Below are 23,355 nucleotides of genomic sequence, written 5' to 3'. Positions count from 1 at the left end.
GCCCGGCCGGTGCCCGCACCGGCCGGGCGTTCGTGTGTCAGGACAGCGAGTCGCGCAGCTCCAGCGTCGCGGCGCGGTCGGCACCCTCGGCCAGCGGGCGGCGGTAGCGGGCGACGAGCCGGGCCGCGCCGAACCCGGCGACGGCGACGAGGTCGTCGCCGCGCAGGTAGCCGAGCACGGTGCCCTTCACCGGGCCGTCGTCGAGACCCTCGCCGTGCAGCGGCAGCAGCGAGTCCGCGCGGTCCGGCCGCCCGACGAGCTGGATCTTCATGCCGAACTGGTCGGACCAGAAGAACGGCACCGCGGCGGGCGGCGGGGTCGTGCCGGTGATGTCCGCGGCGACCGCGGCGGCCTGGTCGCTCGCCGAGGTCCAGTGCTCCAGCCGGGTGCGCTCGCCGGTGTCCGGGTCGGTCCAGGCGGCCGCGTCGCCCGCCGCCCACACCCCGGGCAGCCCGTCGACCCGGCCGCGGTGGTCGCAGGGGATGCCGTCGGCGACGTCGACGCCGGTGGCCTCCAGCCAGCCCAGGTCGAGCATCCCGCCGACGCCGACGACGATCTCGTCGGCCGTCACCGTCGACCCGTCGGAGAGCGTGGCGCCCGAGTCCGTCAGCTCCGACACCGACACCCCGGTGCGCAGGTCGACCCCGGCGTCGCTCATCAGCCGGGCCACGACCGCACCGGCCCGGTCGCCCAGCAGCCGTGCCATCGGCACGGTGCCGGTCTCGACCACGGTGACCGTGACACCCCGATCCCGGGCGGTGCTCGCGACCTCGGCCCCGATGAACCCGGCACCCACCACGAGCAGCGACGACGCCGAGGCCAGCGCGTCGCGCAGCTGCTCGGACTCGTCGACGGCGCGCAGCAGGTGCGCGGAGTCGGGCTGGTCGTCGAGCATCCGGGAGGTGACCCCCACGGCGAGGACGACGGCGTCGGCGTGCAGCACGGTGCCGTCGTCGAGCTCGACCTCGGAGCCGTCGGCCGGGTCCTCTGCGGGCCGCAGGGCGACCGCGGAGCGGCCGAGGTGGGTGCGTACGCCGAGCTCGTCGAGGTCCTCGGCGGTGCACAGGTCGACCTTGGTGCGCTCCCACTCACCGGCCAGGAACTGCTTGGACAACGGCGGTCGGTCGTACGGGAGGTGCTCCTCGGCCCCCACCAGGCTGATCCGGCCCTCGTAACCGTCCCGGCGCAGGTTCTCCACCGTGCGCAGTCCGGCCAGTCCTGCGCCGACCACCAGCACGTGTTCCGGCACGCTCATCTCCTACCTCCCCGCTCCGGGCCCGGACGGTGCGCCGGTCCCGCCCCGATCCTCGCGGACGGGGCACGGCGCCGCCGTGCGGCCCGGGCGTCAGAAGGTGCGGTCCTCCGGGTCGAGCCGGTTGCGCAGCCGGGACAGCGTCTGCGCGAGCAGCCGGGAGACGTGCATCTGGGAGATGCCGACCTCCTGGGCGATCTGGGTCTGGGTGCGGTTGCCGAAGAACCGCAGCATCACGATGGTCCGCTCGCGGGGCGCCAGCTCGGCGAGCAGCGGGCGCAGCGACTCGCGGTAGTCGACCCGGTCGAGCTCGGCGTCGGCGTCGCCGACCAGCTCGCCGACGGTGGCGCTGCCGTCCTCCGACGACAGCATCTCGTCGAGCGAGGAGCTGCGGTAGGCCTCGGCGGCCTCCAGGCCCTCCAGGACCTCGGCGACGGGCAGGTCGAGGTACTCGGCGAGCTCCGAGGGCCGGGGCGCGCGACCGAGGGTCTGGGACAGCTCGGACACCGCGCCGTTGATCGACACGTGCATGTCCTTGAGCCGTCGAGGCACCCGCATCGACCAGCTCTGGTCCCGGAAGTGCCGGCGTACCTCACCGGAGATCGTGGGCACGGCGAAGGAGAAGAACTCACCGCCCTTCTCCGGGTCGAACCGGTCGATGGCGTTGATCAGCCCGACCGTCGCGACCTGCACGAGGTCGTCGAGGGGCTCGCCGCGGTGGTTGAACCGGCGGGCGATGTGCTGGGCGACGGGCAGGTAGCCGGTGACGAGCTGCTCGCGCAGCCGTTCCCGGCGGGGGTCGCCGTCGTCGAGACCCGCGTACTGCTCGAGCAGCGGGGTGAGGTGGGCGTACTGAGGGTCCGACGTCACGTCACAGCCCGTGACCCGCGAGCTTGTGCAGGCGGATGGTGAGGGCCGGGCGCCCGCCGTCCTCCTCACCGGACTCGACCGCGACGTGGTCGGCCAGGGTCTGCAGGACCCGCCAGCCGAAGGAGTCGGTGGGCAGCTGCGCACCGGTGCCGGTCTCGACCCGGGCGGTGACCTCGATCCGCTCGTCGGAGACGGCGAAGGTGCACCGCAGCGGCGATCCGGGGGCGGCCATCGCGACCAGCGTCGCGCACGCCTCGTCGACGGCCATCCGCAGGTCGGAGACCGCGTCCAGGTCGAAGTCCGCGCGTGCGGCGAGGTCGGAGGCCACCGCACGGACCGTGGGGATCAGCGCGGGCCGCGCCGCGACCCTGATCTCGACGGTGTTGTCGGTGCCGGCGCCGTGCGCCGTGCCTGCCACGTCCTCCTGGGCCACGCTGACGAGTCCTTTCGTGCGACGGGGGTGTCGGGCCGGATCATGTCGCCTCCGGCGGGGGTGTGCAGGACCGGGTGCCCGCTCAGGCGCCGGGAATGCCCGCCTGGTCGGGCAGGACGGTGAACAGCTGGGCGGAGCCGGTGACCTCGAGCGGCCGGAGCACGGCCCGGTTGGTGGCGACGACGAACAGCCGCCGTCCGTCCCGGGCGGCCCGCCGGGCGGTGTGGATGAGCACGCCGAGGCCGCTGGAGGCGAGGAACGTGACGCCCTCCAGGTCCACGGCGAGGTCGCGGCCGTCGCCGTCGGGGGCGAGGTCCAGCAGCTCGTCGAGGGCGGTCTCGAGACGCGGTGCGGTCAGGGTGTCGACCTCGCCGCGCACGGTGAGCACGGTCAGGCCGCTGCGCGGTGAGGAGAAGCCGACGCCGAGGTGGGCGGAGTCGGTGCCGTCCAGCTCGGCGTCCCCGTCCCCCCGGGACGGTTGCGCCGGCGCGGATCCGGGCAGGGTGATCACCTCCGTGTCGGGCGCCGGGCGGCGCGGAAGCGTGGTGGAGCGCCGCCGTGCTCTCGACGGGCAGGTGTCTTCTCGCGCCGCACGACGCACCGGGGTCGCGGCGGGGCCGTCCTGGCCCGCGCCGGGTCCGGTCCACCCACGACAGGAGACCGGGCCCGACGATACCGGCCGGGCTCGGCGGGCCCGGCACGGCGCCTGCCCTTAGGCTCGCCCGGGTGACGCGGTACTCCGATCTCGGCCCCGACGCCCCGGCCGGTCCCCCCGGCGACGCGGTGGACCGGGCCGTCGACCAGGCGGTCGCGACCTCGGTGGAATCCTTCGGGGAGCAGCCGAGCACCCCGGCCATGCCGCACGTGCGCGGCGGGGCGCAGGTGGCCGTCCTGATGATCGACATCTCCGAGCGCCGGATCGTCTACGCCAACACGACCGCGCTGGAGCTGGCCGGCGACCGCCCGGTGCGGCTGCCCGTCGGGGTGCGCGAGTGGAGCGAGGCCGCGCGGCTGACCGACCTGGACGGCCGTCCGTACACCGGCGAGGGGTCCCCGCTGGCCCGGATCGCCTCCGGCGAGGCGGTGTCCGGCGAGCCGGTCGCGCTGCACGGGCCGGGGCTCATGCCCGACCGCGACGGCGTCCCGGTCCCGGGGGAGGGGGCCACGGCCAGCAGCACCCTGGTCTGGGTGACCGGGTTCGCGCTGGCCGACCCCGGAGCCCAGGGGCAGGGCACCTACGCGCAGTCCTCGGCCACCGGGCCCGGCCGCGCGCTGGCCGTGCTGCTGCCGCTGTCGGACTCCGAGGCCGGCCAGGGCGAGGACCGCGACCGGATGGGGTTCCTGCGCGACCGTGCGGTGCTCGCCACCGAGATGTCGTTCACCATCTCCGACCCGCAGCGTGAGGACGACCCGCTGGCCTGGGTGAACCCGTCGTTCGAACGGCTGACCGGGTACCCCCTCGACGAGGTGGTCGGGCGCAACTGCCGGTTCCTGCAGGGCCCCAACACCGACCGGTCCGCTGTCCGCCGGGTGCGCGAGGCGCTGCGGGAACGGCGGGCGATCACCGAGGTGCTGCTCAACTACCGGCGCGACGGCACCGCGTTCTGGAACCAGGTGTCCATCTCGCCGGTGCACGACGGCGACGGCGAGCTGGTCAACTTCGTCGGCGTGCAGAGCGACGTCACCGAGCGGGTCGTCGTCGAGCAGGAGCGGCGGGCGGCGCTCGCCGACGCCGAGGCCGCGCGGGCCCAGCTGCGGCTGCTGGCCGAGGCGACCACCCAGATGACGACGGCGCTCGACGTGGCCGACGCCTGCCGGCGCTTCTCCCGGATCGTGGTGCCGGAGCTGGCCGACCTGTGCACGGTGGACCTGCTCGACACCCCCGACGGGGCGTCCCGTGAACGGATGGCCGTCGCCGCCCGTGACGCCGACGACGAGGCGCTGCTGTCGCGGTCCGGTCCACTGGGGGCCGTGCGGATCGAGCAGCAGGCCGAGACCGCGGTGCGGACCGGCAAGCCGTACCTGGTGCAGGAGCTGCCCGACGACGGACGCGAGGTCTACCCCGACGACCCGGAGGCGGCCGACGCCTACGAGCGGCTGCGACTGCGGTCGGCGATGGTCGTCCCGCTGCTCGGCCGCGGCCGGGTGCTCGGCCTGGTGACGCTGTCGACGCAGTTCCCCTACGGCCGTCGATGGACCCAGCGCGACCTGCACCTGGCCTCGGACCTCGCGGGTCGCGCCGGGCTGGCCGTCGACAACGCCCGGCTCTACGAGGTGGAGCGGGCCGCGGCGGCGACCCTGCAGCACAGCCTGCTGCCGGCGCTGCCGCAGGTCCCGGGGATGCGGGTCGCGGCCCGCTACCTGGTGGGCGCGGACGGCAACCAGGTGGGCGGGGACTGGTACGACGTGCTGCCGATGCCGGACGGCTCGGTCGGCGCAGCGGTGGGCGACGTCGTCGGCCACGACCTGTCGGCGGCGGCCGCGATGGGGCAGCTGCGCGGAGTGCTGCGCTCCTACGCCTGGGGCGGGGACGCGCCCGGGCCGGTGCTCGACCGCTGCGACCAGCTGGTGCAGGGCCTGGACATCGCCGCGATGGCGACCGCGGTGTACGCCCGGTTCGGGCCGGTGGCCCCCGACGGCGGACGCGAGCTGACCTACGCCAATGCCGGGCACCCGGCGCCGCTGCTGCGCGACCCGCAGGGCCGGCTGCACCGGCTCGACGCGCACCACTCGCCGATGCTCGGCGCGGTGCCGGACTTCGGGCGGGCCGCCGGGGCGCACCGCGGCGGCGCCACGGTCCCGTGTGCCGCCGGGTCGCTGCTCGTGTTCTACACCGACGGCCTGACCGACATCATCGGTGAGGACGCCGACGCCCGCACCGAGCTCATCGAGCGCACGCTGGAGGAGCTGCCGTCCGACGCCGACCCGGAGCGGGTGGTGGAGCGGGTGCTCGAGGTCTGCCTGCCGGACCGGCTCGACGACGACATCGCCCTGCTCGCGATCCGTCTGGACCACCCGGCCTGACGGTGCGGTCGGCTGGACCGTCACCCGTCCGGACCCGGCCGCGCGGAGCGACCCGATCGGCCGCACCGGCCGACCCGATCGGCGGCCGGCCTGCCGTGTCGGCGTTCCCGGCCGGACGAGTCGACCGCTCCGGCCGCGTCGGGCGTCCGGGTTCGACCGTCCGGGGCGTCCGCCCACCGGCGGTGCCCCGCCCGGCGGCGGGGCGGCGCCGTTCGACCGTCCGGCCCATCCGCGCTACCGGTGGGCGGGCCGAGGTCACGGCGGTGTTGCGGTCGGCGCCGTCCGTGGGTTCCGGACAGGGGGTCGTCGCCCGCTCGTGGACCGGGTGACCCCACTCGTCCGTCCGGGTGGGTAATCGACGCCCGAATCGGGGATCCGGGCGTTGTACTCGACGGACGACGACGTGTGGGATCGACGGGGGCGAGCGTGAGGCAGGGGACGACGCGACCACGGAGGCTGGTCGCGGTGGCACTGACCGCGGCCGAGTCCGCCCGTGCGGGGGGCCCGCTCGCGGCGCTCTCCGGTGAGGCGGGGGAGACCGACCTGCTGGTCGTGCGGGACGACCCGGCCCCCACCCGGCGCCCGCTGACACCGGCCGAGGCGCGGGAGCTGCTGGCGGCCGAGGACGACACCGAGGACGTGCCGGTCGAGGCGCTGCCGGTCGAGCGGGTGCGGGTGCACCGGCTCGGACTGCGCTGGGCGGTGCAGGACGGCGACGAGGCGGACCTGGTCGCGGCCCTCTCGGAGCTGGTCGGGTTCGACCCCGACGACGACACCTGGTGCGTGGCCCCGGCCGCCGCCGGGCCGGTGCACGACCCGGAGATCGAGGTGGTCCGCCGCGCGGTGCGCCGCGTCGCCCGGGTCTACGGCCTGCCGGTGCTGCGCTACCGGCCCGCCGGACCCGTCGCGGAGGACGTCACGGAGCCGGAGGCCCTGCCCTCGGCGGTGTGACGCCGGCCGGGCGGCCGGAACGGCCGGGCAGCAGAACGGCCCGCCCGGAACCCGGGCGGGCCGTGCCGGATCGGTGATCCGTCGTCCGTGGTCCGTCAGACGACGGCGGCGAGGCCGGGACCCTGCTCGGCGACGATGCGCTCGGCGTCGCGACGCTCGATGATGGCGCGGCGCTCGGACTCGCCCAGCCCGCCCCACACGCCGAACGGCTCACGGCTGGCCAGCGCGAAGCGACGGCACTCCTGCAGCACGGGACATCCCCGGCAGACCTGCTTCGCGCGCTCGGTGCGACGCGACCGGGAGGGGTTGCGCTCCCCGTCGGGATGGAAGAACACGGCGCTGTCCATGCCGCGGCACGCACCCAGTCGCTGCCACTGCCACACGTCGTCCATCGGGCCGGGAAGCCGGGAAACGTCGCTCACGTGCTCACCTCGTCGCTCGGGGCCCGGGAGGACCGGGTTGGCTCCTCACCCCGGTTCCCGAGGGGGTCCGAGATCAAACCTGCGCGATGCCGGGATCGGTGCTAGCGACGGGCCGTGCGAGGCGTCCCGGGCCGGCCGCGCGGTCGGACGGACCGGGCATCGCCCCTGTTCACGACACCGCCACGCACTCCCGCGCCGCGCACCCCGCCGCGCGAGGGGGCGGATCCGGGCACACGGAGGTGTGACTCAGGTCACTTTCTCAGGAGTCGAGTGCGGCCTGCACGTCGTCGTGGATGTCGAACAGGTGGTGCAGCCCGGCGATGCCGATCGGGCGCAGGACACGCCGCTCGGTGCACGCCAGACGCAGCTCGACCCCGGCCCGGTGGGCCTGCTCCCGCAGCTCGATCAGCGCCGCCAGCCCGGAGGTGCCGAGGAAACGGACCCCGTCGAGGTCCAGCACGACCAGCGAGGCCGCGGAGATCTGCTCGGCCACCGCGTGCCGCAGCTCCGGCGCGGTCAGCATGTCCAGCTCACCGGTCACGGCGACGACGACCGTCCCGTCCGCGGGCCGGGAGGTCTCCAGCCGCAGCCCGTCGCAGGTGTCGGTGACATCGGGTGACGTCCCGCCCGAGCCGTCAGTGGTGCCGGCGGCGGGCGGACGGGGGTCGGTCATTGGGTCGACGGTAGGCACCGCGGCACGGCGTCGCCACTCGGAGCCCGCTCAGCGCAGGCGATGTGTCCCGTCGGGCATCCGCACCGTGAGGCCCCTGCGGGCCAGCAGCTCCAGCAGCGGCACGACGACGCGGCGGCTGCTCCCGAGTACCTCCCGCGCGGCGGAGACGGTGAACGCGCCGTCGAGCCCGTCGAGGGCGGCGACCGCCCGCTCCGGCGCGTCGGGGCCGAGCACGACCTCCGGGGCCACCCGCAGCAGCTCCCCGGCGCGGTCGAGCACCGCCAGCTCCCGCGGCCCGAGCCCCAGCTCCGCGAGCCGGGCCGCCCCCGGCGCGGCGAACGGGGCCCCGTCGAGGTCGGCGCGCACGCGGGCCGCGGCGTCGCGCAGGGCCGCGGGCGGGCCGGTGTCCGCGGCGGCCCGCACCCGCCCGTCGCGCAGGACGAGACCGGCCCCGCCGACGGCGGACAGCACGGCCTCCACCAGCGCGACGTCCGGCAGTCCCGCGGCGCGCCGGGCCGCGGCGAGCGGCAGCCCGGGGTCGAGGGGGTCCTCGGCGTCGTGCGCGGCGACGGCGGCGGCCAGTGCGGCGGCCGACGACGCGGCGGTGGCCGGGTGCAGCAACCGGCCCGCCGCGCCGGGAACCCGGGCCGCGAGCGCGGCCACCTCGCCGGCGGGCACGCCCCAGCGCACCAGGTCGTCGGCCCGGACGGTGCCGCGCCGGGCGAGCTCGGCGTCGGCGTCGGGGACGGCACCGGCCCCCGCGAGCTCGTCGGCCCGGCGGCGCGCCGCACCGCGTCTGCGCAGCGGCGGCGGTGCCGGGTCCAGCACCGTCACCCCGGCCACGATCCGCCCGGCACCCGGGTCACGCAGCACCGCCCGGTCCCCGATCCGCAGCGGCAGCGGCCGTGCCGGGGTCAGCCGCACGACCGGGTCGCCGCCCGCCGGGCCGGGACCGAGCGGGCGGACCCGCACCGGCACGGCCGCCGAGCCGACGTGCAGGGTCAGCCCGACCGGCGACGACGGCAGCGGCACCGGCCCGCCGACCCCGTGCAGCCGGGCGTCGGCCTCCCCGGTCACCGGCCACGCCCCGGGCCGAGCAGCGCGTCGCCGCGGTCGACCCGGTCGCGGGGGACGCCCCGCAGGTTCAGCGCGACCCGCGCGACCGCGGCGGCGGCGTCGACCGGCTCGCCGAGCTCCTGCACCCCGCGCACGGTCACCGGTGTCCGCCCGGTGTCGCCGTCGAGCTCCAGGGTGTCGCCGGGGCGCACGGTGCCGCTGCGCAGCGTGCCGGTGACGACGGTCCCGGCCCCGCGCACGGTGAACGCCCGGTCCACCCACAGCCGCACCGGCCCGTCCGGGTCGGGTGCGGGCAGCCGTGCGGTGAGCGCGGCCAGCGCGCCGCGCAGCGCGTCGAGACCGGTGCCGGTGCGGGCGGAGACGGCGACCGAGGGCCAGCCGCCGAGCCCGCGGGCGGCGAGCGCGGCGCGGGCGTCGTCGAGGGCCAGCTCGGGATCGAGCAGGTCGGAGCGGGTGACCACGAGCAGTCCGTCGGTGACGCCCGCGGCCGCGAGCGCGTCGGCGTGCTCCCCGGACTGCGGCATCCAGCCCTCGTCCGCGGCGACGACGAACAGCGCCGCCGGGACCGGACCGGCCCCGGCGAGCATCGTGGCGACGAAGCGTTCGTGCCCGGGGACGTCGACGAAGGCGACCGTGCCCGCCCCCGGCACCTCGGTCCACGCGAAGCCCAGGTCGATGGTCATCCCACGGCGGCGTTCCTCGGCGTACCGGTCGGGCTCCATCCCGGTCAGCGCCCGGACCAGCGTGGACTTGCCGTGGTCGACGTGGCCCGCGGTGCAGAGGACGTGCACGACTCAGTCCTCCGGAGGCACGGGCACCGCGCGCACGGCCCCGGCCAGCGCCGCGTCCGCGGACGGCGGCAGCGCCCGCAGGTCGAGCAGGCAGCGCCCGTCGGCGACCCGGCCCAGCACCGGCGGGTCACCGGCACGCAGAGCGGCCGCGTACCGCTCGGGCAGCGCGACCGCGGCGCTGGGCAGCTCCACCCCGGGTGCGCCGCCACCGCCGACCCCGGCGACGGTGTCCGTCGCGGTCGCGTCGATCCCGTCGGCGGCCAGGGCCGCGGCGAGCGTCTCGGCCCGCGCCCGCAGCGTGGCCGGGTCGGCGTCGAGGAACTCCCGGACGGGCGTCGGCGGACCGGCCACCGACGCCTCCAGCGCCGCGAGGGTCAGCTTGTCGACGCGCATCGCCCGGGCCAGCGGGAAGCGCCGCACCTGCTCGACCAGGGCGGCGCCGCGGTCCCCGCCGCCGAGGAGCAGACCGGCCTGCGGTCCGCCGAGGAGTTTGTCCCCGGAGGCGGTGACGAGGTCGGCGCCGTCGGCGAGGGTGCCCGCGGCGTCGGGCTCGTCGGGCAGCAGCGGGTGCGGGGTCAGCAGCCCGGACCCGATGTCGACGACGACCGGTGGCCCCAGCCCGGCCAGCTCCCGGACCCCGACGGCCGAGACGAACCCCGTCACCACGAAGTTCGACGGGTGCACCACCAGCACGAACGCGGTGTCCGGGCCGATCGCGCCGGCGTAGTCGCGCAGGTGGGTGCGGTTGGTGGTGCCGACCGGGCGGAGCCGGGCCCCGGTGGACTCGATCAGCTCGGGGATGCGGAAGCCGTCGCCGATCTCGACGAGCTGGCCCCGGGAGACCACGACCTCGCGGCCGGTCCCGGCGAGGGCGGCGCAGACCAGCGCGAGGGCGGCGGCGCCGTTGTTCGCCACCCAGGCCGCCCCCGCACCCGGGACGGCGTCGCGCAGCGCGGCCAGCGCGTCCGTGCCGCGCGGCCCGCGGCGCCCGGTGGCCAGGTCCAGCTCGACGTCGCAGGTGCCCGCGGCCACCCCAGCGCGTCGACGGCGGCGGCCGACAGCGGCGCCCGGCCCAGGTTGGTGTGCAGCAGGACGCCGCTCGCGTTGAGGACCGCCCGGATCCCGGTCGCGGCGGCGGGCAGCGACGCCCCGGCGACGGCGGCGACCTCCTCGGGGGCGATCCGGCCCGCCCGCGCGTCCTGCTGCGCCGCGACGACGGCGCGCTTGACCCGCGGCCGGCCCAGCCGTGCGGCGGCCCCGGCCAGCGCCGGGTCGGCCAGGACGACGTCGGTCCGGGGGACGCGCCGGCGCGGGTCGGGCTCGGCGGGAGTCACCGGCGCACCGTAACCCTCGTCACACCGTGCTGTCCCGTGCTCCGGGCCGTCGCGCTCCGGGGCCCGGGGTCAGGACGTCCGCTGCCCGCTGCCCTCGGCGGTGGCGGTGGCGGCGGTGCCGGTCGCCGGGGCCGCCTCGGCCGGCGGCTCCGGCTCCCGCTGCTCGGGCAGCACCACAGCCGGCAGGTCGACGGCCTCCTCGTGGTCCACGACCGCGGCGGCGTCGTCGGCCGTGAGCTCGCCGGGCCCGGGGGCCTCCCCGGTCCGCAGGGCGTGCGCCGGGCCGCCCACCGGGCGCCGGACACGCTCGCCCTGGTCGGCGCCGTGCGCGGCCCGGGTGGGCGCATCGAGCCTGCCGAGCTCGGACCCCAGCATCCCGTGCAGCCGGGCGATCTCCTCGCGCACCGACGACCGCAGCGCGGACACGTGGGCGTGCATCGACGCCGCGGTGTCCGCGACGAGCTCGCTGTCCCGCCGCGCGGCCACCCCGGCCGCACGCAGCCGGTCGACCTCCGCGCGGGCGTCGCCGACGATCCGGGCGGCCTCGTCGCGGGCGGCGTCCACCAGCTGCGCGGCCTCGGTCTCGGCGGTGCGCCGCCGCATCGCGGCCTCGTGCTCGGCCATCCGTAGCACCTTGTCCGCGCGCATGCCGAAGGTCTCCGCGGGCCGCGACCGGGCGTCCTCGAGGGCGGCGGCGAGTGCCTCGGCCCGGCGCTCGGCGGCGTCGCGGGCGTGCTCGGCCGCGGCGAGGCGGCCCACCAGGTCCTCGACGGTGTGCTCGACGCTGCGGGCGCCGTCGCCGCCGCGCGGGGCGCGCTGCGGCAGTCCGGCGGCCGTCGTCGGAGGGAGCACGGCGTCGGGAACGGGCCCGGCCGGGGGGACCGCGTCCCCGGAGCGGGTCGTCTCGTCGTCGCGTACGTCCTCGGCCGTCACCTCGGCGCCGGTATCCGTGACACCGTCGGTCACCTCGTCGTACCCCCCGTGCAGTTGCTCACGGTGCGTCAGTCTCCGTCTCCCCGGCGCAGCCCGACAGCCCCCGTTCGGCGGACGGCGGCAGTCCGGCGGTCGACGGTGTGTGACGCGGGCGATCACGGAGCGACGCTGACAGGATGGGGGCATGTCCGACACCGGTGTCGTCCGTCGTCTCACCGAGTTCAGCCACGGCGCGGGCTGCGGCTGCAAGCTCGGACCGGCCCAGCTGGGGGAGGTCCTGGCGGCGGTCACGCCCCCGTCCCATCCGGACCTGCTGGTCGGCACCGACACCGGCGACGACGCCGCGGTCTGGCGGCTGTCCGCGGACCGTGCGCTGGTCGCGACCACCGACTTCTTCACCCCGATCGTCGACGACCCGGGGACCTGGGGCGCGATCGCCGCCACCAACGCCGTCTCCGACGTCTACGCCATGGGCGGCACCCCGCTGTTCGCGCTGAACCTGGTCTGCTGGCCGTCCGAGCAGCTCGGGCCGGACGTGCTGGCCGCCGTCCTGGAGGGCGGCGCCGGGGTGGGGCGGCGGTGCGGGTTCGCCGTCGTCGGCGGGCACACGATCGACGACCCGGAGCCGAAGTACGGCCTCGCCGTGGTGGGGGAGGTCCACCCGGACCGGGTCCTGACCAACGCCGGGCTGCGACCGGGCGACGAGCTGGTGCTGACCAAGCCGCTCGGGATCGGCGTGACCACCACCGCGGTGAAACGCGGGGTGCCCGCGGACGTCGACGCCGCCGTCGCCGTCATGACCACCCCGAACGCCGACGCCGCGGCGGCCGCCCGCGAGGCGGGCGCCACCGGCTGCACCGACGTCACCGGCTACGGCCTGCTCGGGCACCTCACGAAGATGACCGTCGCCTCGGGGGTGGACGCCCACGTCGACGTCGCTGCGGTGCCGCTGCTCGGCGGGGTGCGGGAGCTGGTCGCCGACGGCGTCGTCCCCGGCGGCACGCTGCGCAACCGCGTCTGGATCGACGACCGGGTCGTCGCGGGCTCCGCGGGCGAGGAGGACCTGCTGGTCCTGTCCGACGCCCAGACCTCCGGCGGGCTGCTGTTCGGCGCCGCCCCCGGCCTCGGCGACGCCGCCGTCGCGTGGCTGCGCGGGCGCGGGCACGACGCGGCCCGGATCGGCACCGTGACCGAGGGGACCGGGCTGGTCCGGCTCTGAGGCCGATCTAGGGTCGGGGCGTGCAGCCCGTCGACCGTTCCTGTGCCCGTACCCGCGCCTGGGTCGACGAGGCGATGCGCCGCGTCCAGGCCGACGCGAACCGTTCCGGCGACACGCACCTGCACGTGCTGGACCTGCCCGCCGAGTGGGGCGTGCAGGTCTACCTCAAGGACGAGTCGGTGCACCCCACCGGCAGCCTCAAGCACCGGCTCGCCCGGTCGCTGTTCCTCTACGCGCTCGCGTCGGGCTGGATCACCGAGGGCACCACGGTCGTCGAGGCCAGCTCCGGGTCGACGGCGGTCTCCGAGGCGTACTTCGCCCGGCTGCTCGGGGTGCCGTTCGTGGCCGTCATGCCGCGCTCGACCAGCCCGGAGAAGATCGCGCTGATCGAGCGGGAGGGCGGACGCTGCCACTTCGTCGACCACGGCGGCGAGGTCTACGCCGAGGCCGAGCGGCTCGCCGCGGACACCGGCGGGCACTACCTCGACCAGTTCACCTACGCCGAGCGCGCGACCGACTGGCGCGGCAACAACAACATCGCCGAGTCGATCCTGGCCCAGCTGGCCGAGGAGCCGCACCCGGTGCCGGAGTGGATCGTCGTCGGGGCCGGGACCGGGGGCACCTCGGCCACGATCGGCCGCTACCTGCGCTACCGGCGGCTCGCGACCCGGCTGGCCGTCGTCGACCCGGAGGGGTCGGCGTTCCTGCCCGGGTGGACGGCGGGGGACCCGTCGTACGCGACCGGGGCGGCGTCGCGCATCGAGGGGATCGGGCGGCCCCGGATGGAGCCGAGCTTCGTCCCGTCGGTGATCGACCGGATGGTCCCGGTGCCCGACGCGGCCAGCGTCGCCGCCGCCCGGCACCTGCGCGACCGCACCGGCCGGTGGGCGGGCGGGTCGACCGGCACCAACCTCTGGGGCGTCTACCAGGTCGTCGCCGAGATGCTGCGCGCCGGACGCGCGGGCAGTGTCGTGACCCTGCTGTGCGACGGCGGGGAGCGCTACCGCCACAGCTACTACGACGACGCCTGGGTCGCCGCTCAGGGGATGGACCTGGCGCCCTACACCCGGACCCTCGACCGGTTCGTCGCGACCGGGGTCTGGTCGCCGCCCGCGGACTGAGCCGGGCCGGGGATCATTCCCCGGCGAGCAGGGCGGCGGTCGCGAGCAGCCGCCGCTCCGACCCGGGCCGGCCCACGAGCTGCACGCAGCCGTGCTCCCCGGGCCGGTACACCGGCGCGACCAGCGACGGCAGCCCGGCCAGGTTCCACGCGGCCACCCCGGTGGACCCGGCCCGGACGCCCCGGGCGGGGCGGGCAGCAGACCGGCCTCGGCGCCGGCGTCGTCGAGCCAGGCGACCATCCGCTGCCGCCACGACGCGGGCGTCGCGGGACGCAGCCCGCCCAGGCGTCGGACGCGGCGGCCGCGCCGGACCAGGCTGCGGGCGCTGCGCGGCAGCTCGGCGGGGTCGAGGCCGAGGTCCTCGACCCGGCGGGCGAGCCCGGCCTGACGGCGGCGGGCCGAGTGCACGACCAGCACGGCCCGGTACGGCGGGTCGGCCGCGACGAGGCCCAGCCCGGCGTCCTGCAGCAGCCGGATCGCCGCGTGCACCGCGGACGCGGAGTCCGGCCCGGCGAGCCGGGTACGGCCGGTGCGCAGCGACGCGGCCAGCGAGGAGACGGGCGCCGCGGCCGGACCGGGGCCGGCGCCGGCGGGGGTGGTGAGCCGCAGCACCGACGACGGCGCGGGCGGCCCGCCGGTGCCGCGCGACAGCGCGTCGAGCACCGCGGTGAGGTCCTCCGCGCGCCCGGCGAGCAGGGCGGGCTCGGCCAGCCCGCACCAGCGTCGCTCGGCGGCGTCGGGCAGCGGGAGCACCCGGCGGCCCGGCTTGAGCGCGGCGATCCCGTGGGCGGCGGCGGCGCAGCGCAGCGTGCCGTCGCCGTCGACACCGATCCCGAGCGGGACGACGCCGGAGGCGACCACGGTCGCGGTGGCCCGGCCACCCGGGGTGGCGTCGAGGCCCACCTCGTGCTCGGCGGTCCGTGCCCGCCCTGCGACGAGTGCTCCCGCGGCCCGCAGCCTGCGCACGATCTCGTCCCCGCGCCCGGCCACGGAGATGCCGTCCTCGAAGACCACCGGGACCCCGGCCAGCGGCAGGGCGAACCGGTCGGTGCGCCGGTCGAGCGCCGCGGCGGCCGCGCGCAGCGGCGCGGGGTCCACCACGAGCCCGGCGCCCACGGGGACCGCCTCGTCGGAGGTGGCGAGGAGCCGCTCGGCGACGGTGGCCGCGCTCAGCCGCCCCTCGCGTACCGCGGCCGCGAGCTCCGGCACGCCGGACGGGCCGTCACCCGAGGTGGGGGACAGCTCGTCCAGGTGCAGGATGCTCATCGCGGTGGGGCTCGTCCTCCCGGTCGTCGGGGGCGGTGGTCGGCGGAGGCGGACGGGAATCGAACCCGCCTGGCCGAGATGCTCGGCCACGTCGGTGTTGAAGACCGCGGGGGCCACCAGGCACCCATACGCCTCCGGGTCGTCAGGCCGTGCGGAGCGCCTCCGGCACGCCGTCGGCCACGTCGAACAGGGACATCAGGTTGGTCGCCTCGAGCGCGCGGGTGACGGCGTGCGAGCCACAGACCAGCCGCAGCCGGCTGCCGGCGTTCTCCGCCTTCTCCTTGCCCTCGACGAGCGCCGCCAGCCCGGCCGACCCGAGGAACGTGACCCGGGTCAGGTCCACCACCAGCAGGCTCGCGGAGCCGATCCGCTCGGCGAGTCGTTCGCTCAGCACGGGCGCGGTCATCGTGTCGATCTCGCCGTGCACTCCGACGACGACGGCGCCGTCACCGTGCTCGGTCACCTCGAAGCGGACGACCTCGCCGACGTCGGGGCCCTGGTCTCCCCCCACCCCGGTGGGCGTCTCACTGCTCATGTGTCGTGCTCCCTCGCGAGTCGTCGCCGTCGGCGCCGTCGACGTGCTCGTGGTCCGTTCCCGGACGCGCCATCGACGTCACCGTGAGTGACAACCGGCCGCCGTTGCTTGACGTACCGCTCGTGCTGCCTCCGCACCAGCCTAGTCAGCGCTGCCACCCACCCTACGACCGCGGTCGCAGGTGGCACAAACGTCCCTGGACACGGTCGGGCGCGCTGCCCGGGGTGGTCCGGCCCGGCTGGCAGGGTGTGGAGCATGAGCGTCGAGCAGTCTCCGCCGTTCGGGGTCCGGATCGCTGTCCGCAGCTACGAGATGGACGTGAACGGGCACGTCAACCATGCCGTCTACCATCAGTACGGCGAGCACGCCCGGATGGAGCACTTCCGTGCCGCCGGGCTGTCCCAGCACGCGCTCGGCGCACACGGCCTGACGATCGTGCTGCTGTCGACGACGGTGCACTTCCGGGCCGAGCTGCGCGCCGGGGACGAGCTGCGGATCGACTCGGTGATCGCGTTCTCGGCGCGCAAACCGTTCACGATGAGTCACCGGATCGTCCGGGTGGCCGCGGCCGACGGGGCCCGCACGGACGATCTCGCGGCCGAGGTGGAGTGCACCCTCGGGGTCCTCGACACCACGACGCGACGGCTGGTCGCCGACCCGCACGGCAGGCTCGTCGCCGCGTCGTCGGACCCGGCCCTGCTGGGGCCGGGTCCGGACGTCAGCACGTCGTAGCGCGGTCGTGGCGGCGGGTCGTCGCCGCGGACCCGCGGGCGGCTCAGCCGCGCCGGGCGGGGCCGGCGCCGTACGGGCCACCGGTGCGGGCGGGGACGGCCCGGTACCCGCCGGTGTCCTGCGGCCCGGGGCGGCGGCCGGGTGGCCCCGGTGCCCTGAGGCCGGGGCGGCGCGACGGTCGGGTGGCGCCCGGCGCCCTGGGGCCGGGCCGGTACGGCGGCCGGGTACCCGCCGGTGACGTGCGGCAGGGCGGGCGTGACGGCCGGGTGGCCGCCGGTCGCGAGGATCTTGTGCGGGGCGGTCGTCCCGGCCCGCGCCGGCCCGACCAGCGGCGGCACCGCTCCGCCGGCCCGCCGCACCGCGCGGCGCGACCGGAGGTAGGCCCGCGGGCCGTTCAGCAGACCCCGGTTGCGCGTCTGGTCGGCGTCGGCGGGCATCGCCACGCCGGCGCCTGCCTCGCGGTCGGAGATGTGGCGCAGCCGGGCGACCGCCGCCGGGAGCCGGCGCAGTGCGACCGACCGGCCCTGCGGCGACAGCGCCACCTTCGCCAGGAAGCTGCCCAGCCCGATCGCGTAGCCCTCCATCTGCTTGCGCAGCGCGGCCTGGTCGGGTCGGTGGTGGTGCCAGAGGTAGGCGCCCGGGGCGTAGCCGAGGACGTTGCCGGCCAGGATCATGCGGACCAGGAACTCGCAGTCCTCGCCGCCGTGGGTGGGGGTGCCCGGGCCCATGGCCTCGTCGAAGCCGCCGACGGCGCGGGCGGCCCCAGCCCGCACGGCGAGGTTGGCGCCGATGCCGAACAGGCCGGGTGCGAACGGGAAGATCGGGGAGTCCGCGGGGGGCTCGGCGAGGGTGAACCGGCGCGGGGTGAAGCCCTTGTTCCAGGCCAGGGCGACGTCGGCTGCGCGCTCCTCGGGGCTGCCCAGGCGGGCGGCCAGTACCGGGCCGGAGACGCAGGCGAGTTCGGGGTCCGCGGCGAAGGCGCCGGCGATGCGCGAGGCCCAGGCGGGGTCGACCTCGGTGTCGTCGTCGGTGAAGGCGACGATCTCGGTGCGGGCCTCGGCCAGACCCCGGTTGCGCCCGACCGACGCGCCCCGGCGGGGCTCGCGCACGTAGCGGACCCGCGGGGACCCGGCGGCGGCGACGGCGTCGCGGGTGAGCTCGTCCGGCGGGTCGTTGTCGACGACGACGACCGACAGCGCCGGGTGGTCGGAGGCGAGGACCGCGCGCAGGCAGCGGGCCAGCGACTCGGGCCGGTCGCGGGTCGCGATCACCACCGTCACGGGGTCGCTCGCGACCGGAGCCGGGGCCACCCGCTCGGGCGACCCCAGGGTGATCAGTGCGGACCGCAGCTCCGCGATCGTGGCGCGACCGCCACGCAAGGGCACGGTCACCTGGCCCTGTGGAGTGCCACCGACGGTGACGAGCAGACGGGCGGCGCGGAAGGCCGGGTCGACCCGCAGATCACGCAGCGGGCCGAGCCGGTCCAGTTCACCGACCCAGGTCGCGGCGTCGTTCGGCGCAGACATCCCTGACATGGGACACAGTGTCGGGTATGCCCGCTGTGGTCACACTGAGAGTGCGCGGTTGCCGGAAAACGGACACCGTGCGTGTGCGCGGTCGCGGAGTTCACCGGATGTGGTGCGACGGACGGCGTCGGCGCAGGTCGGAGCCGTGCCGTCCGATCGTGCGCCGTACGGGTGACGACGGCGGCCGCGCGGGGCGGTTGCCCGCGGCCGTCCGGGGGCACGACGAGCGGCATTCGCGATGCGACGACACGCCGGAGTGGTCCGGTTCCGGGCGTGTCGTGCACCATCGTCACCCGAACGGGTGGCAGGTCCACACCGGACGGCGTCCCGACGCCCCGGACCTGCACCGATGGTGACCCCGTGCGCGGCGGGGTGCGGACCTCCCGGCGCGGGTAGGTTCGGATCATGAGCGAGTCCCGTCCCACCGCGTCGGTCCTGGTCACCGGGAGCGAGCTGCTGACCGGCCGCGTCGCCGACGCCAACGGTCCCTTCGTCGCCCGCTCCCTCGGCGAGCTCGGCTTCGCCGTCTCGCGGGTCCTGCTGGTGGGGGACCGCCCGGAGGACCTGCGATCGGCGCTGGAGTTCGTCGCCTCCGACGACCTCGTCGTCACCTCGGGCGGACTCGGGCCGACCGCCGACGACCTGACCGCCGAGGTCGTCGCCGGGTTCGCGGGCGCGGAGATGGAGGTCGACACCGCGCTGCAGGGCCGGATCCACGACCGGGTCGCCGGCTGGGCGAGCCGCGCCGGCTGGGCCGGGCCCGCGCTCGACGCGGCGACGGCCAAACAGGCCAGGGTGCCGCGCGGCGCGAGCGTCCTCGAGCCGGTCGGGACCGCGCCGGGGCTGGCCGTGACGCGACCGGGTGGGCCGCTGGTCGTCGTGCTGCCGGGGCCGCCGCGCGAGCTGCAGGGCATGTGGCCCGCCGCGCTGGAGTCGGCGCCCGTGGCGGAGCTGCTGACCCGGGTGCCCCGTGCGGAGGCCACGCTCCTGCGCTTCGCCGGGCTGCCGGAGTCCGAGATCGCCGAGACGCTGCGCGTCCTGGAGGCCGAGCTCGACGTGTCCGGGGTGGAGGTGACCACCTGCCTGCGACGCTCGGAGCTGGAGGTCGACCTGCACCCGCTGCCCGGCGCCGAGCCCGTGGCCCGCGAGCTGGCGGCGCGCATCGTCGACCGCCACCGCCGCGCACTCATCAGCGACGACGGCAGCACCACCGACGAGCTGCTCGCCGCGGCGCTGGGCGCGAAGGGCTGGACGGTCGCGACCGGCGAGTCCTGCACCGGCGGGCTGCTGGCCGGGCGGCTCGTCGACCGGGCCGGGTCGTCGGCCTACGTCGCCGGGGGCGTGGTCGCGTACTCGAACGAGGCCAAGACCGCGCTGCTCGACGTCCCCGCCGCGCTCATCGAGGCGCACGGGGCCGTGTCGCCGGAGGTCGCGCGGGCACTGGCGGACGGTGCGCGGGCGAGGTTCGGGGCGGACGTCGGCGTCGGTGTCACCGGCGTCGCGGGACCCGGCGGCGGTACCGAGGCCAAGCCCGTCGGCTACGTCTGCTTCTGCGTGACCACCGCCGACGGTCAGGTCATCGCGCGCGACCCGCAGCTGCCCGGCGGGCGCGCCGACGTCCGCGAGCGTTCGGTCGACCTGGCGATGCACCTGCTGCTGCGCGCCACCGGCGTCACCGGGCCGGGCGCGCACCGCTGAGGGCGCGACGCCCCGCCCGGGGTTCCCGGGCGGGGCGTGGTCGCGGTGGGGGAATGCTCAGCCCTTCGCGGCGGCGAACCGCTCGGCGGCGTCGGCCCAGTTGACGACGTTCCACCAGGCCTTGACGTAGTCGGGCTTGACGTTCTTGTACTGCAGGTAGAAGGCGTGCTCCCACATGTCGAGCAGGACGATGGGGGTCTGGCCGGCGGGGAGCTGGGACTGCTGGTCGTAGAGCTGGTGGATGAGCAGGCGGTCGCCGAGCCGGTCGTGGCCGAGGACGGCCCAGCCGGAGCCCTGGATGGTGGTGGCGGCGGCGGTGAAGTGGGCCTGGAAGCCGTCGAAGGAGCCGAAGTCGGCGTCGATGGCGGCGGCGAGGTCGCCGGTGGGCTTGTCGCCGCCGTCGGGGGAGAGGTTGTTCCAGAAGGCGGAGTGGTTGACGTGGCCGCCGAGGTTGAACGCGAGGGTCTTCTCGAGTCCGACGATGGCGCCGAAGTCGTTCTTGTCGCGGGCCTCGGCGAGCTTGTCGAGGGTGGTGTTGAGGCCCTGGACGTAGGTGTTGTGGTGCTTGGAGTGGTGCAGCTCCATGATCTCGGGCGCGATGTGCGGGGCCAGAGCGGAGTAGTCGTAGGGCAGGTCCGGAAGTGTGTACTCGGCCATGGGGCCTCTCCTCGTCGGGGATGCGCGGCGGGATGCCACGCGCGGTCATTTGCCACTATGTAGCAACTGCTGCCTACCCGCGACGGGCGACGCGCACGCATGGACGCAGCGATTCGCCACATGTACTCTTCTGCAAGTCACTTGCAGAAATGCGGGCGACGCGGTGGGGATCGTTCTGGCAGCTCGAGTCCGCCGTCGACGGCGCCGTGCGTCACGTCCGACCGGACGCGGCCGCGGTGCCGTCGCGTGTCCGGCTCAGCCCAGGAGCTCGGCCAGCTTCACCACGGTCGCCCGGTTCCGCATCGTCCCGCCCTGGTCGCCGGCCCTCGTCCGGGCGGCCAGCCGGGTGGCGAGCTCGCTGCGTCCCAGTCCGTCGGGCAGGTGCAGCCAGACCACCCGCCCGCGGGCGACGGCGTCGCCCCGTCCGCCCTTCGCCCGCTCGGCCGCCAGCGCGGCCACGATCCGCTCGCGGTCGTCGTCGGACACCGGGCCGGCCCGGAACAGGGCGTGCAGCTGCTTCGGGGCGGTGACCTCCGGGTACGGGTTCGCGGCCACCGCGGCGAGGTAGTCGTCGCGGCCGAACACGACCACCGGGCGCTCGACGCCGAACTCCTCGACCAGCGTCGCGGCGACCGTGGCGGCGACCTCGTCGTCACCCAGGGGGCTGGTCAGGGCGACGTTGCCGGACTGGATGTGGGTGACGACGTCGGCGCAGCCGCGCCCGCCGAGCGCCCGGCGCAGGTCGGCCATCGGGACCTTCCCGTGGCCGCCGACGTTGATCCCGCGCAGCAGCGCGACGTGGGTGCGCACGCCGGGAATGGTGCCGCGGCTACGCGGCGGTCGGAAGGGTGAAGGCCGAGGCGGACCGTGCGCGGACCTCCCGGCCCTCACGACGGACGGTCGGCGGCGGCCAGCACGGTGTCGGCCAGCTCCGTCGGGGTGAGCCGGTCCGAGCGCAGGACGAGGGTCCCCGCCGGCTGCCGGCCCGCGGCGGCCGGGTCCAGTCGGCTCAGGGCCCAGTCGAGGGCCGACCCGTCCGGTCGGTGGTCGTCAGGTGGCGGAGTACGGGCGCGGAGCCGATCCCGCAGCACTTCCGGGGCGGTGTCCAAAAAGACGTGCAGGACCTCTTCGTCCGCAGCGGCCAGGCCGTCGAGGATCTCCGCCCGGTAGCCGTCGCGCAGGAGCGACATCGGCACGATCAGTGTCCGCGCGTGGTGCCTGCGCAGGGACAGGGCCGTCGCGACGACCAGCTCCCGCCAGCTCGGCAGGTCCTGGAAGTCCTCGTTCGGCGGGAGCCACCTCCAGAGCATCAGGCCGACGTCCTCGGGGTCGTACACGACCGCGTCCGGGAGGCGGCGGTGCAGCTCGGCGGCCAGGGTCGTCTTGCCCGCCCCGAACCCGCCGTTCAGCCAGACGATCACGGAGGCAACGTAGCGCCGGGGCCCGGACTCACCGAGGTGCCGGGGCTCCTGACCCGAGCACCGAACGGTAGTGCGCGATGAGGGCCTCGTCGGGCCCCGGCGTGGTGTCGAGGTCGCTCCCGCCGAGGTGTGCGGCGAGTGCCTCGAAGCAGCGGTCCCACCCGGCGGCGGTGTTCGCCGACCAGCGGGGGTCGAGCACGGTGTTGCTGAGACGCAGCACGCAGCCGTCGCCGTCGGGTTCGAGGGTCCAGCGCAGCCTCTCGTCGGCCCAGGTGAACCCGAACGCCGTCGGTGGCTCGAGCTCGGTGATCTCGGCGTGGTCCTGCTCGCCGCCCTCGAAGGTCAGCGTGATCGTTCCCCCGACGCGCATCTCCGCCTGCACCTCGCAGGGGAACCAGCGGCTCATCTGGGCGGGTTCGGTCAGCGCGGCCCAGACCTTCTCGATCGGATGCGGGTAGCGGCGCGCGAAGCGCAGGACCGGGCCGTCGGGATCGACGGTGACCTGGATGCTCACGATGGTTCCTCTCCGTGGGGGCTGTCGAGGGAGTCGAGATGTGCGCCCAGGGCGTCGAGTCGTTCCTGCCAGAAGGCGCGATGCGGCGCGAGCCAGGTCTCGATCTCGGCCAGTGCGTCCGCCCGGAGGACGTAGCGTCGGCGCTGGGACTCGACGACGACGTCGACCATGCCCATGTGACGCAGCACGCGCAGGTGCTTCGACACCGCGGTCTGGTTCAGCTCGAGCGCGGTCACGAGCTCTCCGACGACGCAGCCCTGCGGCGTCCGCAGCCGGTCCAGGATGGCTCGTCTCGTCGGGTCCGCCAGGACGTCGAAGGAATCACGCACGCGCTGAACATGCCATGACAGGTATATGCCGGTCAAGGCATATACATGCCATGAACCGGAAACGACGACGGCGCTGACCACGGGGAGAGGTTCCCGTTGGTCAGCGCCGTCCCGGAGCCTGGGATCAGGCAGCCTGCTTGGTCTCCCAGAAGATCTTGTCGATCTGGGCGATGTAGTCGAGCAGCTCCTGGCCGGTGGCCGGGTCGTTCGAGCCCTTGGTGCCCGACGCGCCGGCGGCCTTGGTGGCCTTGTTGAACAGCTCGTGCAGCTCCGGGTACTTCTCGAAGTGCGGCGGCTTGAAGTAGTCGGTCCAGAGCACCCACAGGTGGTGCTTGACCAGGTCGGAGCGCTGCTCCTTGATCTCGATGGCGCGGGCCCGGAAGTCCACGTCCTCGTTGCCCTGGTACTTCTCCTGGATCGCCTTGACCGACTCGGCCTCGATCCGGGCCTGGGCCGGGTCGTACACGCCGCAGGGGAGGTCGCAGTGCGCGGTGGCCTCCAGTCGCGGACGGAGAATGCGGGACAGCCGCATGAGTGTCCTCCCTGGTGGGGTGATCGTTCTGGCACCGGCGACCCT

21 protein-coding genes, 1 tRNA gene and 3 pseudogenes are annotated in these 23,355 nt (G+C 76.0%); 6 read left to right on the top strand and 19 right to left on the bottom strand.

Annotation, left to right across the window (positions count from 1 at the left end; genetic code table 11):
• Nucleotides 1–37 precede the first annotated feature (37 nt).
• The 4 genes from AC0GKK_RS09300 to AC0GKK_RS09285 form a co-directional block, all read right to left on the bottom strand.
• Nucleotides 38–1,255: an NAD(P)/FAD-dependent oxidoreductase gene (locus AC0GKK_RS09300; RefSeq protein ID WP_405418927.1), complete on the bottom strand. Its 1,218-nt coding sequence runs from the start codon at nucleotides 1,253–1,255 to the stop codon at nucleotides 38–40.
• A gap of 90 nt (nucleotides 1,256–1,345) precedes the next feature.
• Nucleotides 1,346–2,122, bottom strand: a complete 777-nt coding sequence (locus tag AC0GKK_RS09295; RefSeq protein WP_208825020.1) for a SigB/SigF/SigG family RNA polymerase sigma factor — start codon at nucleotides 2,120–2,122, stop codon at nucleotides 1,346–1,348.
• Nucleotide 2,123: 1 nt separating this feature from the next.
• Nucleotides 2,124–2,555: an ATP-binding protein gene (locus AC0GKK_RS09290; protein WP_062400766.1), complete on the bottom strand. Its 432-nt coding sequence runs from the start codon at nucleotides 2,553–2,555 to the stop codon at nucleotides 2,124–2,126.
• 82 nt (nucleotides 2,556–2,637) lie between these two features.
• Nucleotides 2,638–3,066, bottom strand: a complete 429-nt coding sequence (locus AC0GKK_RS09285) for an STAS domain-containing protein (RefSeq protein WP_251785500.1) — start codon at nucleotides 3,064–3,066, stop codon at nucleotides 2,638–2,640.
• A gap of 215 nt (nucleotides 3,067–3,281) precedes the next feature.
• Between AC0GKK_RS09285 and AC0GKK_RS09280 the strand changes: the two genes are divergently transcribed.
• Together AC0GKK_RS09280 and AC0GKK_RS09275 are read left to right on the top strand one after the other, a co-directional pair.
• A complete protein-coding gene (locus AC0GKK_RS09280) occupies nucleotides 3,282–5,579 on the top strand; it encodes a SpoIIE family protein phosphatase (protein ID WP_208825016.1) in 2,298 nt (765 codons plus the stop codon).
• Between the two features lie 465 nt (nucleotides 5,580–6,044).
• Nucleotides 6,045–6,530 carry a hypothetical protein gene (locus AC0GKK_RS09275; protein WP_405418923.1) on the top strand — a complete coding sequence of 162 codons (486 nt, stop codon included), beginning with the start codon at nucleotides 6,045–6,047 and terminating at the stop codon, nucleotides 6,528–6,530.
• Between the two features lie 95 nt (nucleotides 6,531–6,625).
• On the opposite strand, the gene AC0GKK_RS09270 is transcribed toward AC0GKK_RS09275, so the two are convergent.
• From AC0GKK_RS09270 to AC0GKK_RS09250, 5 genes and pseudogenes are all read right to left on the bottom strand, one after another.
• Nucleotides 6,626–6,952, bottom strand: a complete 327-nt coding sequence (locus AC0GKK_RS09270) for a WhiB family transcriptional regulator (RefSeq protein ID WP_060710891.1) — start codon at nucleotides 6,950–6,952, stop codon at nucleotides 6,626–6,628.
• Between the two features lie 259 nt (nucleotides 6,953–7,211).
• Nucleotides 7,212–7,625 carry an STAS domain-containing protein gene (locus AC0GKK_RS09265; RefSeq protein WP_062400770.1) on the bottom strand — a complete coding sequence of 138 codons (414 nt, stop codon included), beginning with the start codon at nucleotides 7,623–7,625 and terminating at the stop codon, nucleotides 7,212–7,214.
• Nucleotides 7,626–7,673: 48 nt separating this feature from the next.
• Nucleotides 7,674–9,493 (bottom strand): annotated as a pseudogene (locus AC0GKK_RS09260) (SelB domain-containing protein).
• 3 nt (nucleotides 9,494–9,496) lie between these two features.
• Nucleotides 9,497–10,827 (bottom strand): annotated as a pseudogene (gene selA / locus AC0GKK_RS09255) (L-seryl-tRNA(Sec) selenium transferase).
• A gap of 69 nt (nucleotides 10,828–10,896) precedes the next feature.
• Entirely contained in the window at nucleotides 10,897–11,760 is an 864-nt protein-coding gene (locus AC0GKK_RS09250) for a hypothetical protein (RefSeq protein WP_489883605.1), read from the bottom strand.
• A gap of 184 nt (nucleotides 11,761–11,944) precedes the next feature.
• On the opposite strand from AC0GKK_RS09250, the gene selD reads away from it, so the two are divergent.
• Entirely contained in the window at nucleotides 11,945–12,979 is a 1,035-nt protein-coding gene (gene selD / locus AC0GKK_RS09245) for a selenide, water dikinase SelD (RefSeq protein WP_489883604.1), read from the top strand.
• 74 nt (nucleotides 12,980–13,053) lie between these two features.
• Nucleotides 13,054–14,100: an L-cysteine desulfhydrase Cds1 gene (gene cds1, locus AC0GKK_RS09240; protein ID WP_489884002.1), complete on the top strand. Its 1,047-nt coding sequence runs from the start codon at nucleotides 13,054–13,056 to the stop codon at nucleotides 14,098–14,100.
• Between the two features lie 13 nt (nucleotides 14,101–14,113).
• Here cds1 and AC0GKK_RS09235 read toward each other — a convergent pair whose 3' ends face one another.
• From AC0GKK_RS09235 to AC0GKK_RS09225, 3 genes are all read right to left on the bottom strand, one after another.
• Nucleotides 14,114–14,257: a hypothetical protein gene (locus AC0GKK_RS09235; protein ID WP_489883603.1), complete on the bottom strand. Its 144-nt coding sequence runs from the start codon at nucleotides 14,255–14,257 to the stop codon at nucleotides 14,114–14,116.
• 1,152 nt (nucleotides 14,258–15,409) lie between these two features.
• Nucleotides 15,410–15,502 (bottom strand) — tRNA-Sec (locus AC0GKK_RS09230).
• A 6-nt stretch (nucleotides 15,503–15,508) separates the two neighbouring features.
• Nucleotides 15,509–15,901: an STAS domain-containing protein gene (locus AC0GKK_RS09225; protein WP_043280132.1), complete on the bottom strand. Its 393-nt coding sequence runs from the start codon at nucleotides 15,899–15,901 to the stop codon at nucleotides 15,509–15,511.
• A 255-nt stretch (nucleotides 15,902–16,156) separates the two neighbouring features.
• Here AC0GKK_RS09225 and AC0GKK_RS09220 point away from each other — a divergent pair, with 255 nt between their 5' ends.
• Entirely contained in the window at nucleotides 16,157–16,633 is a 477-nt protein-coding gene (locus tag AC0GKK_RS09220) for an acyl-CoA thioesterase (RefSeq protein ID WP_489883602.1), read from the top strand.
• Between the two features lie 569 nt (nucleotides 16,634–17,202).
• Here the strand turns inward: AC0GKK_RS09220 and AC0GKK_RS09215 are convergent.
• Nucleotides 17,203–18,159: pseudogene (locus AC0GKK_RS09215) on the bottom strand (glycosyltransferase family 2 protein); the annotation flags it as partial.
• Between the two features lie 405 nt (nucleotides 18,160–18,564).
• Here AC0GKK_RS09215 and AC0GKK_RS09210 point away from each other — a divergent pair.
• On the top strand, nucleotides 18,565–19,857 hold the full coding sequence (locus tag AC0GKK_RS09210) for a competence/damage-inducible protein A (protein ID WP_489883601.1): 1,293 nt from the start codon (nucleotides 18,565–18,567) through the stop codon (nucleotides 19,855–19,857).
• 57 nt (nucleotides 19,858–19,914) lie between these two features.
• On the opposite strand, the gene AC0GKK_RS09205 is transcribed toward AC0GKK_RS09210, so the two are convergent.
• From AC0GKK_RS09205 to sodN, 6 genes are all read right to left on the bottom strand, one after another.
• Nucleotides 19,915–20,514: a superoxide dismutase gene (locus tag AC0GKK_RS09205; RefSeq protein ID WP_405418909.1), complete on the bottom strand. Its 600-nt coding sequence runs from the start codon at nucleotides 20,512–20,514 to the stop codon at nucleotides 19,915–19,917.
• Nucleotides 20,515–20,769: 255 nt separating this feature from the next.
• Entirely contained in the window at nucleotides 20,770–21,324 is a 555-nt protein-coding gene (locus AC0GKK_RS09200) for a DUF1697 domain-containing protein (RefSeq protein ID WP_489883600.1), read from the bottom strand.
• A 77-nt stretch (nucleotides 21,325–21,401) separates the two neighbouring features.
• Complete coding sequence (locus AC0GKK_RS09195; protein ID WP_489883599.1) at nucleotides 21,402–21,935, bottom strand: P-loop nucleotide/nucleoside kinase family protein; 534 nt, start codon at nucleotides 21,933–21,935, stop codon at nucleotides 21,402–21,404.
• Between the two features lie 28 nt (nucleotides 21,936–21,963).
• Nucleotides 21,964–22,449 (bottom strand): SRPBCC family protein, encoded by a 486-nt coding sequence (locus AC0GKK_RS09190; protein ID WP_357546087.1) that lies wholly within the window; start codon nucleotides 22,447–22,449, stop codon nucleotides 21,964–21,966.
• Complete coding sequence (locus tag AC0GKK_RS09185; protein WP_178374146.1) at nucleotides 22,446–22,778, bottom strand: ArsR/SmtB family transcription factor; 333 nt, start codon at nucleotides 22,776–22,778, stop codon at nucleotides 22,446–22,448. The genes AC0GKK_RS09190 and AC0GKK_RS09185 overlap by 4 nt, the downstream gene beginning before the upstream one ends.
• A gap of 124 nt (nucleotides 22,779–22,902) precedes the next feature.
• Nucleotides 22,903–23,310 carry a superoxide dismutase, Ni gene (gene sodN, locus AC0GKK_RS09180; RefSeq protein WP_062400785.1) on the bottom strand — a complete coding sequence of 136 codons (408 nt, stop codon included), beginning with the start codon at nucleotides 23,308–23,310 and terminating at the stop codon, nucleotides 22,903–22,905.
• Nucleotides 23,311–23,355: the final 45 nt, after the last annotated feature.

This window comes from Pseudonocardia sp. P-1, from assembly GCF_058111925.1.
Note: the sequence above shows the minus strand (reverse complement) of the source record. Positions and strands in the feature narration are given on the sequence as shown.

What these genes read in the sequence shown, in the direction of transcription:
- AC0GKK_RS09300 (WP_405418927.1), bottom strand. Translation starts at nt 1,255, where the DNA reads ATGAGCGTGCCGGAACACGTGCTGGTGGTCGGCGCAGGACTGGCCGGA.
- AC0GKK_RS09265 (WP_062400770.1), bottom strand. Translation starts at nt 7,625, where the DNA reads ATGACCGACCCCCGTCCGCCCGCCGCCGGCACCACTGACGGCTCGGGC.
- selD (WP_489883604.1), top strand. Translation starts at nt 11,945, where the DNA reads ATGTCCGACACCGGTGTCGTCCGTCGTCTCACCGAGTTCAGCCACGGC.
- cds1 (WP_489884002.1), top strand. Translation starts at nt 13,054, where the DNA reads ATGCGCCGCGTCCAGGCCGACGCGAACCGTTCCGGCGACACGCACCTG.
- AC0GKK_RS09225 (WP_043280132.1), bottom strand. Translation starts at nt 15,901, where the DNA reads ATGAGCAGTGAGACGCCCACCGGGGTGGGGGGAGACCAGGGCCCCGAC.
- AC0GKK_RS09220 (WP_489883602.1), top strand. Translation starts at nt 16,157, where the DNA reads ATGAGCGTCGAGCAGTCTCCGCCGTTCGGGGTCCGGATCGCTGTCCGC.
- AC0GKK_RS09210 (WP_489883601.1), top strand. Translation starts at nt 18,565, where the DNA reads ATGAGCGAGTCCCGTCCCACCGCGTCGGTCCTGGTCACCGGGAGCGAG.
- AC0GKK_RS09205 (WP_405418909.1), bottom strand. Translation starts at nt 20,514, where the DNA reads ATGGCCGAGTACACACTTCCGGACCTGCCCTACGACTACTCCGCTCTG.
- sodN (WP_062400785.1), bottom strand. Translation starts at nt 23,310, where the DNA reads ATGCGGCTGTCCCGCATTCTCCGTCCGCGACTGGAGGCCACCGCGCAC.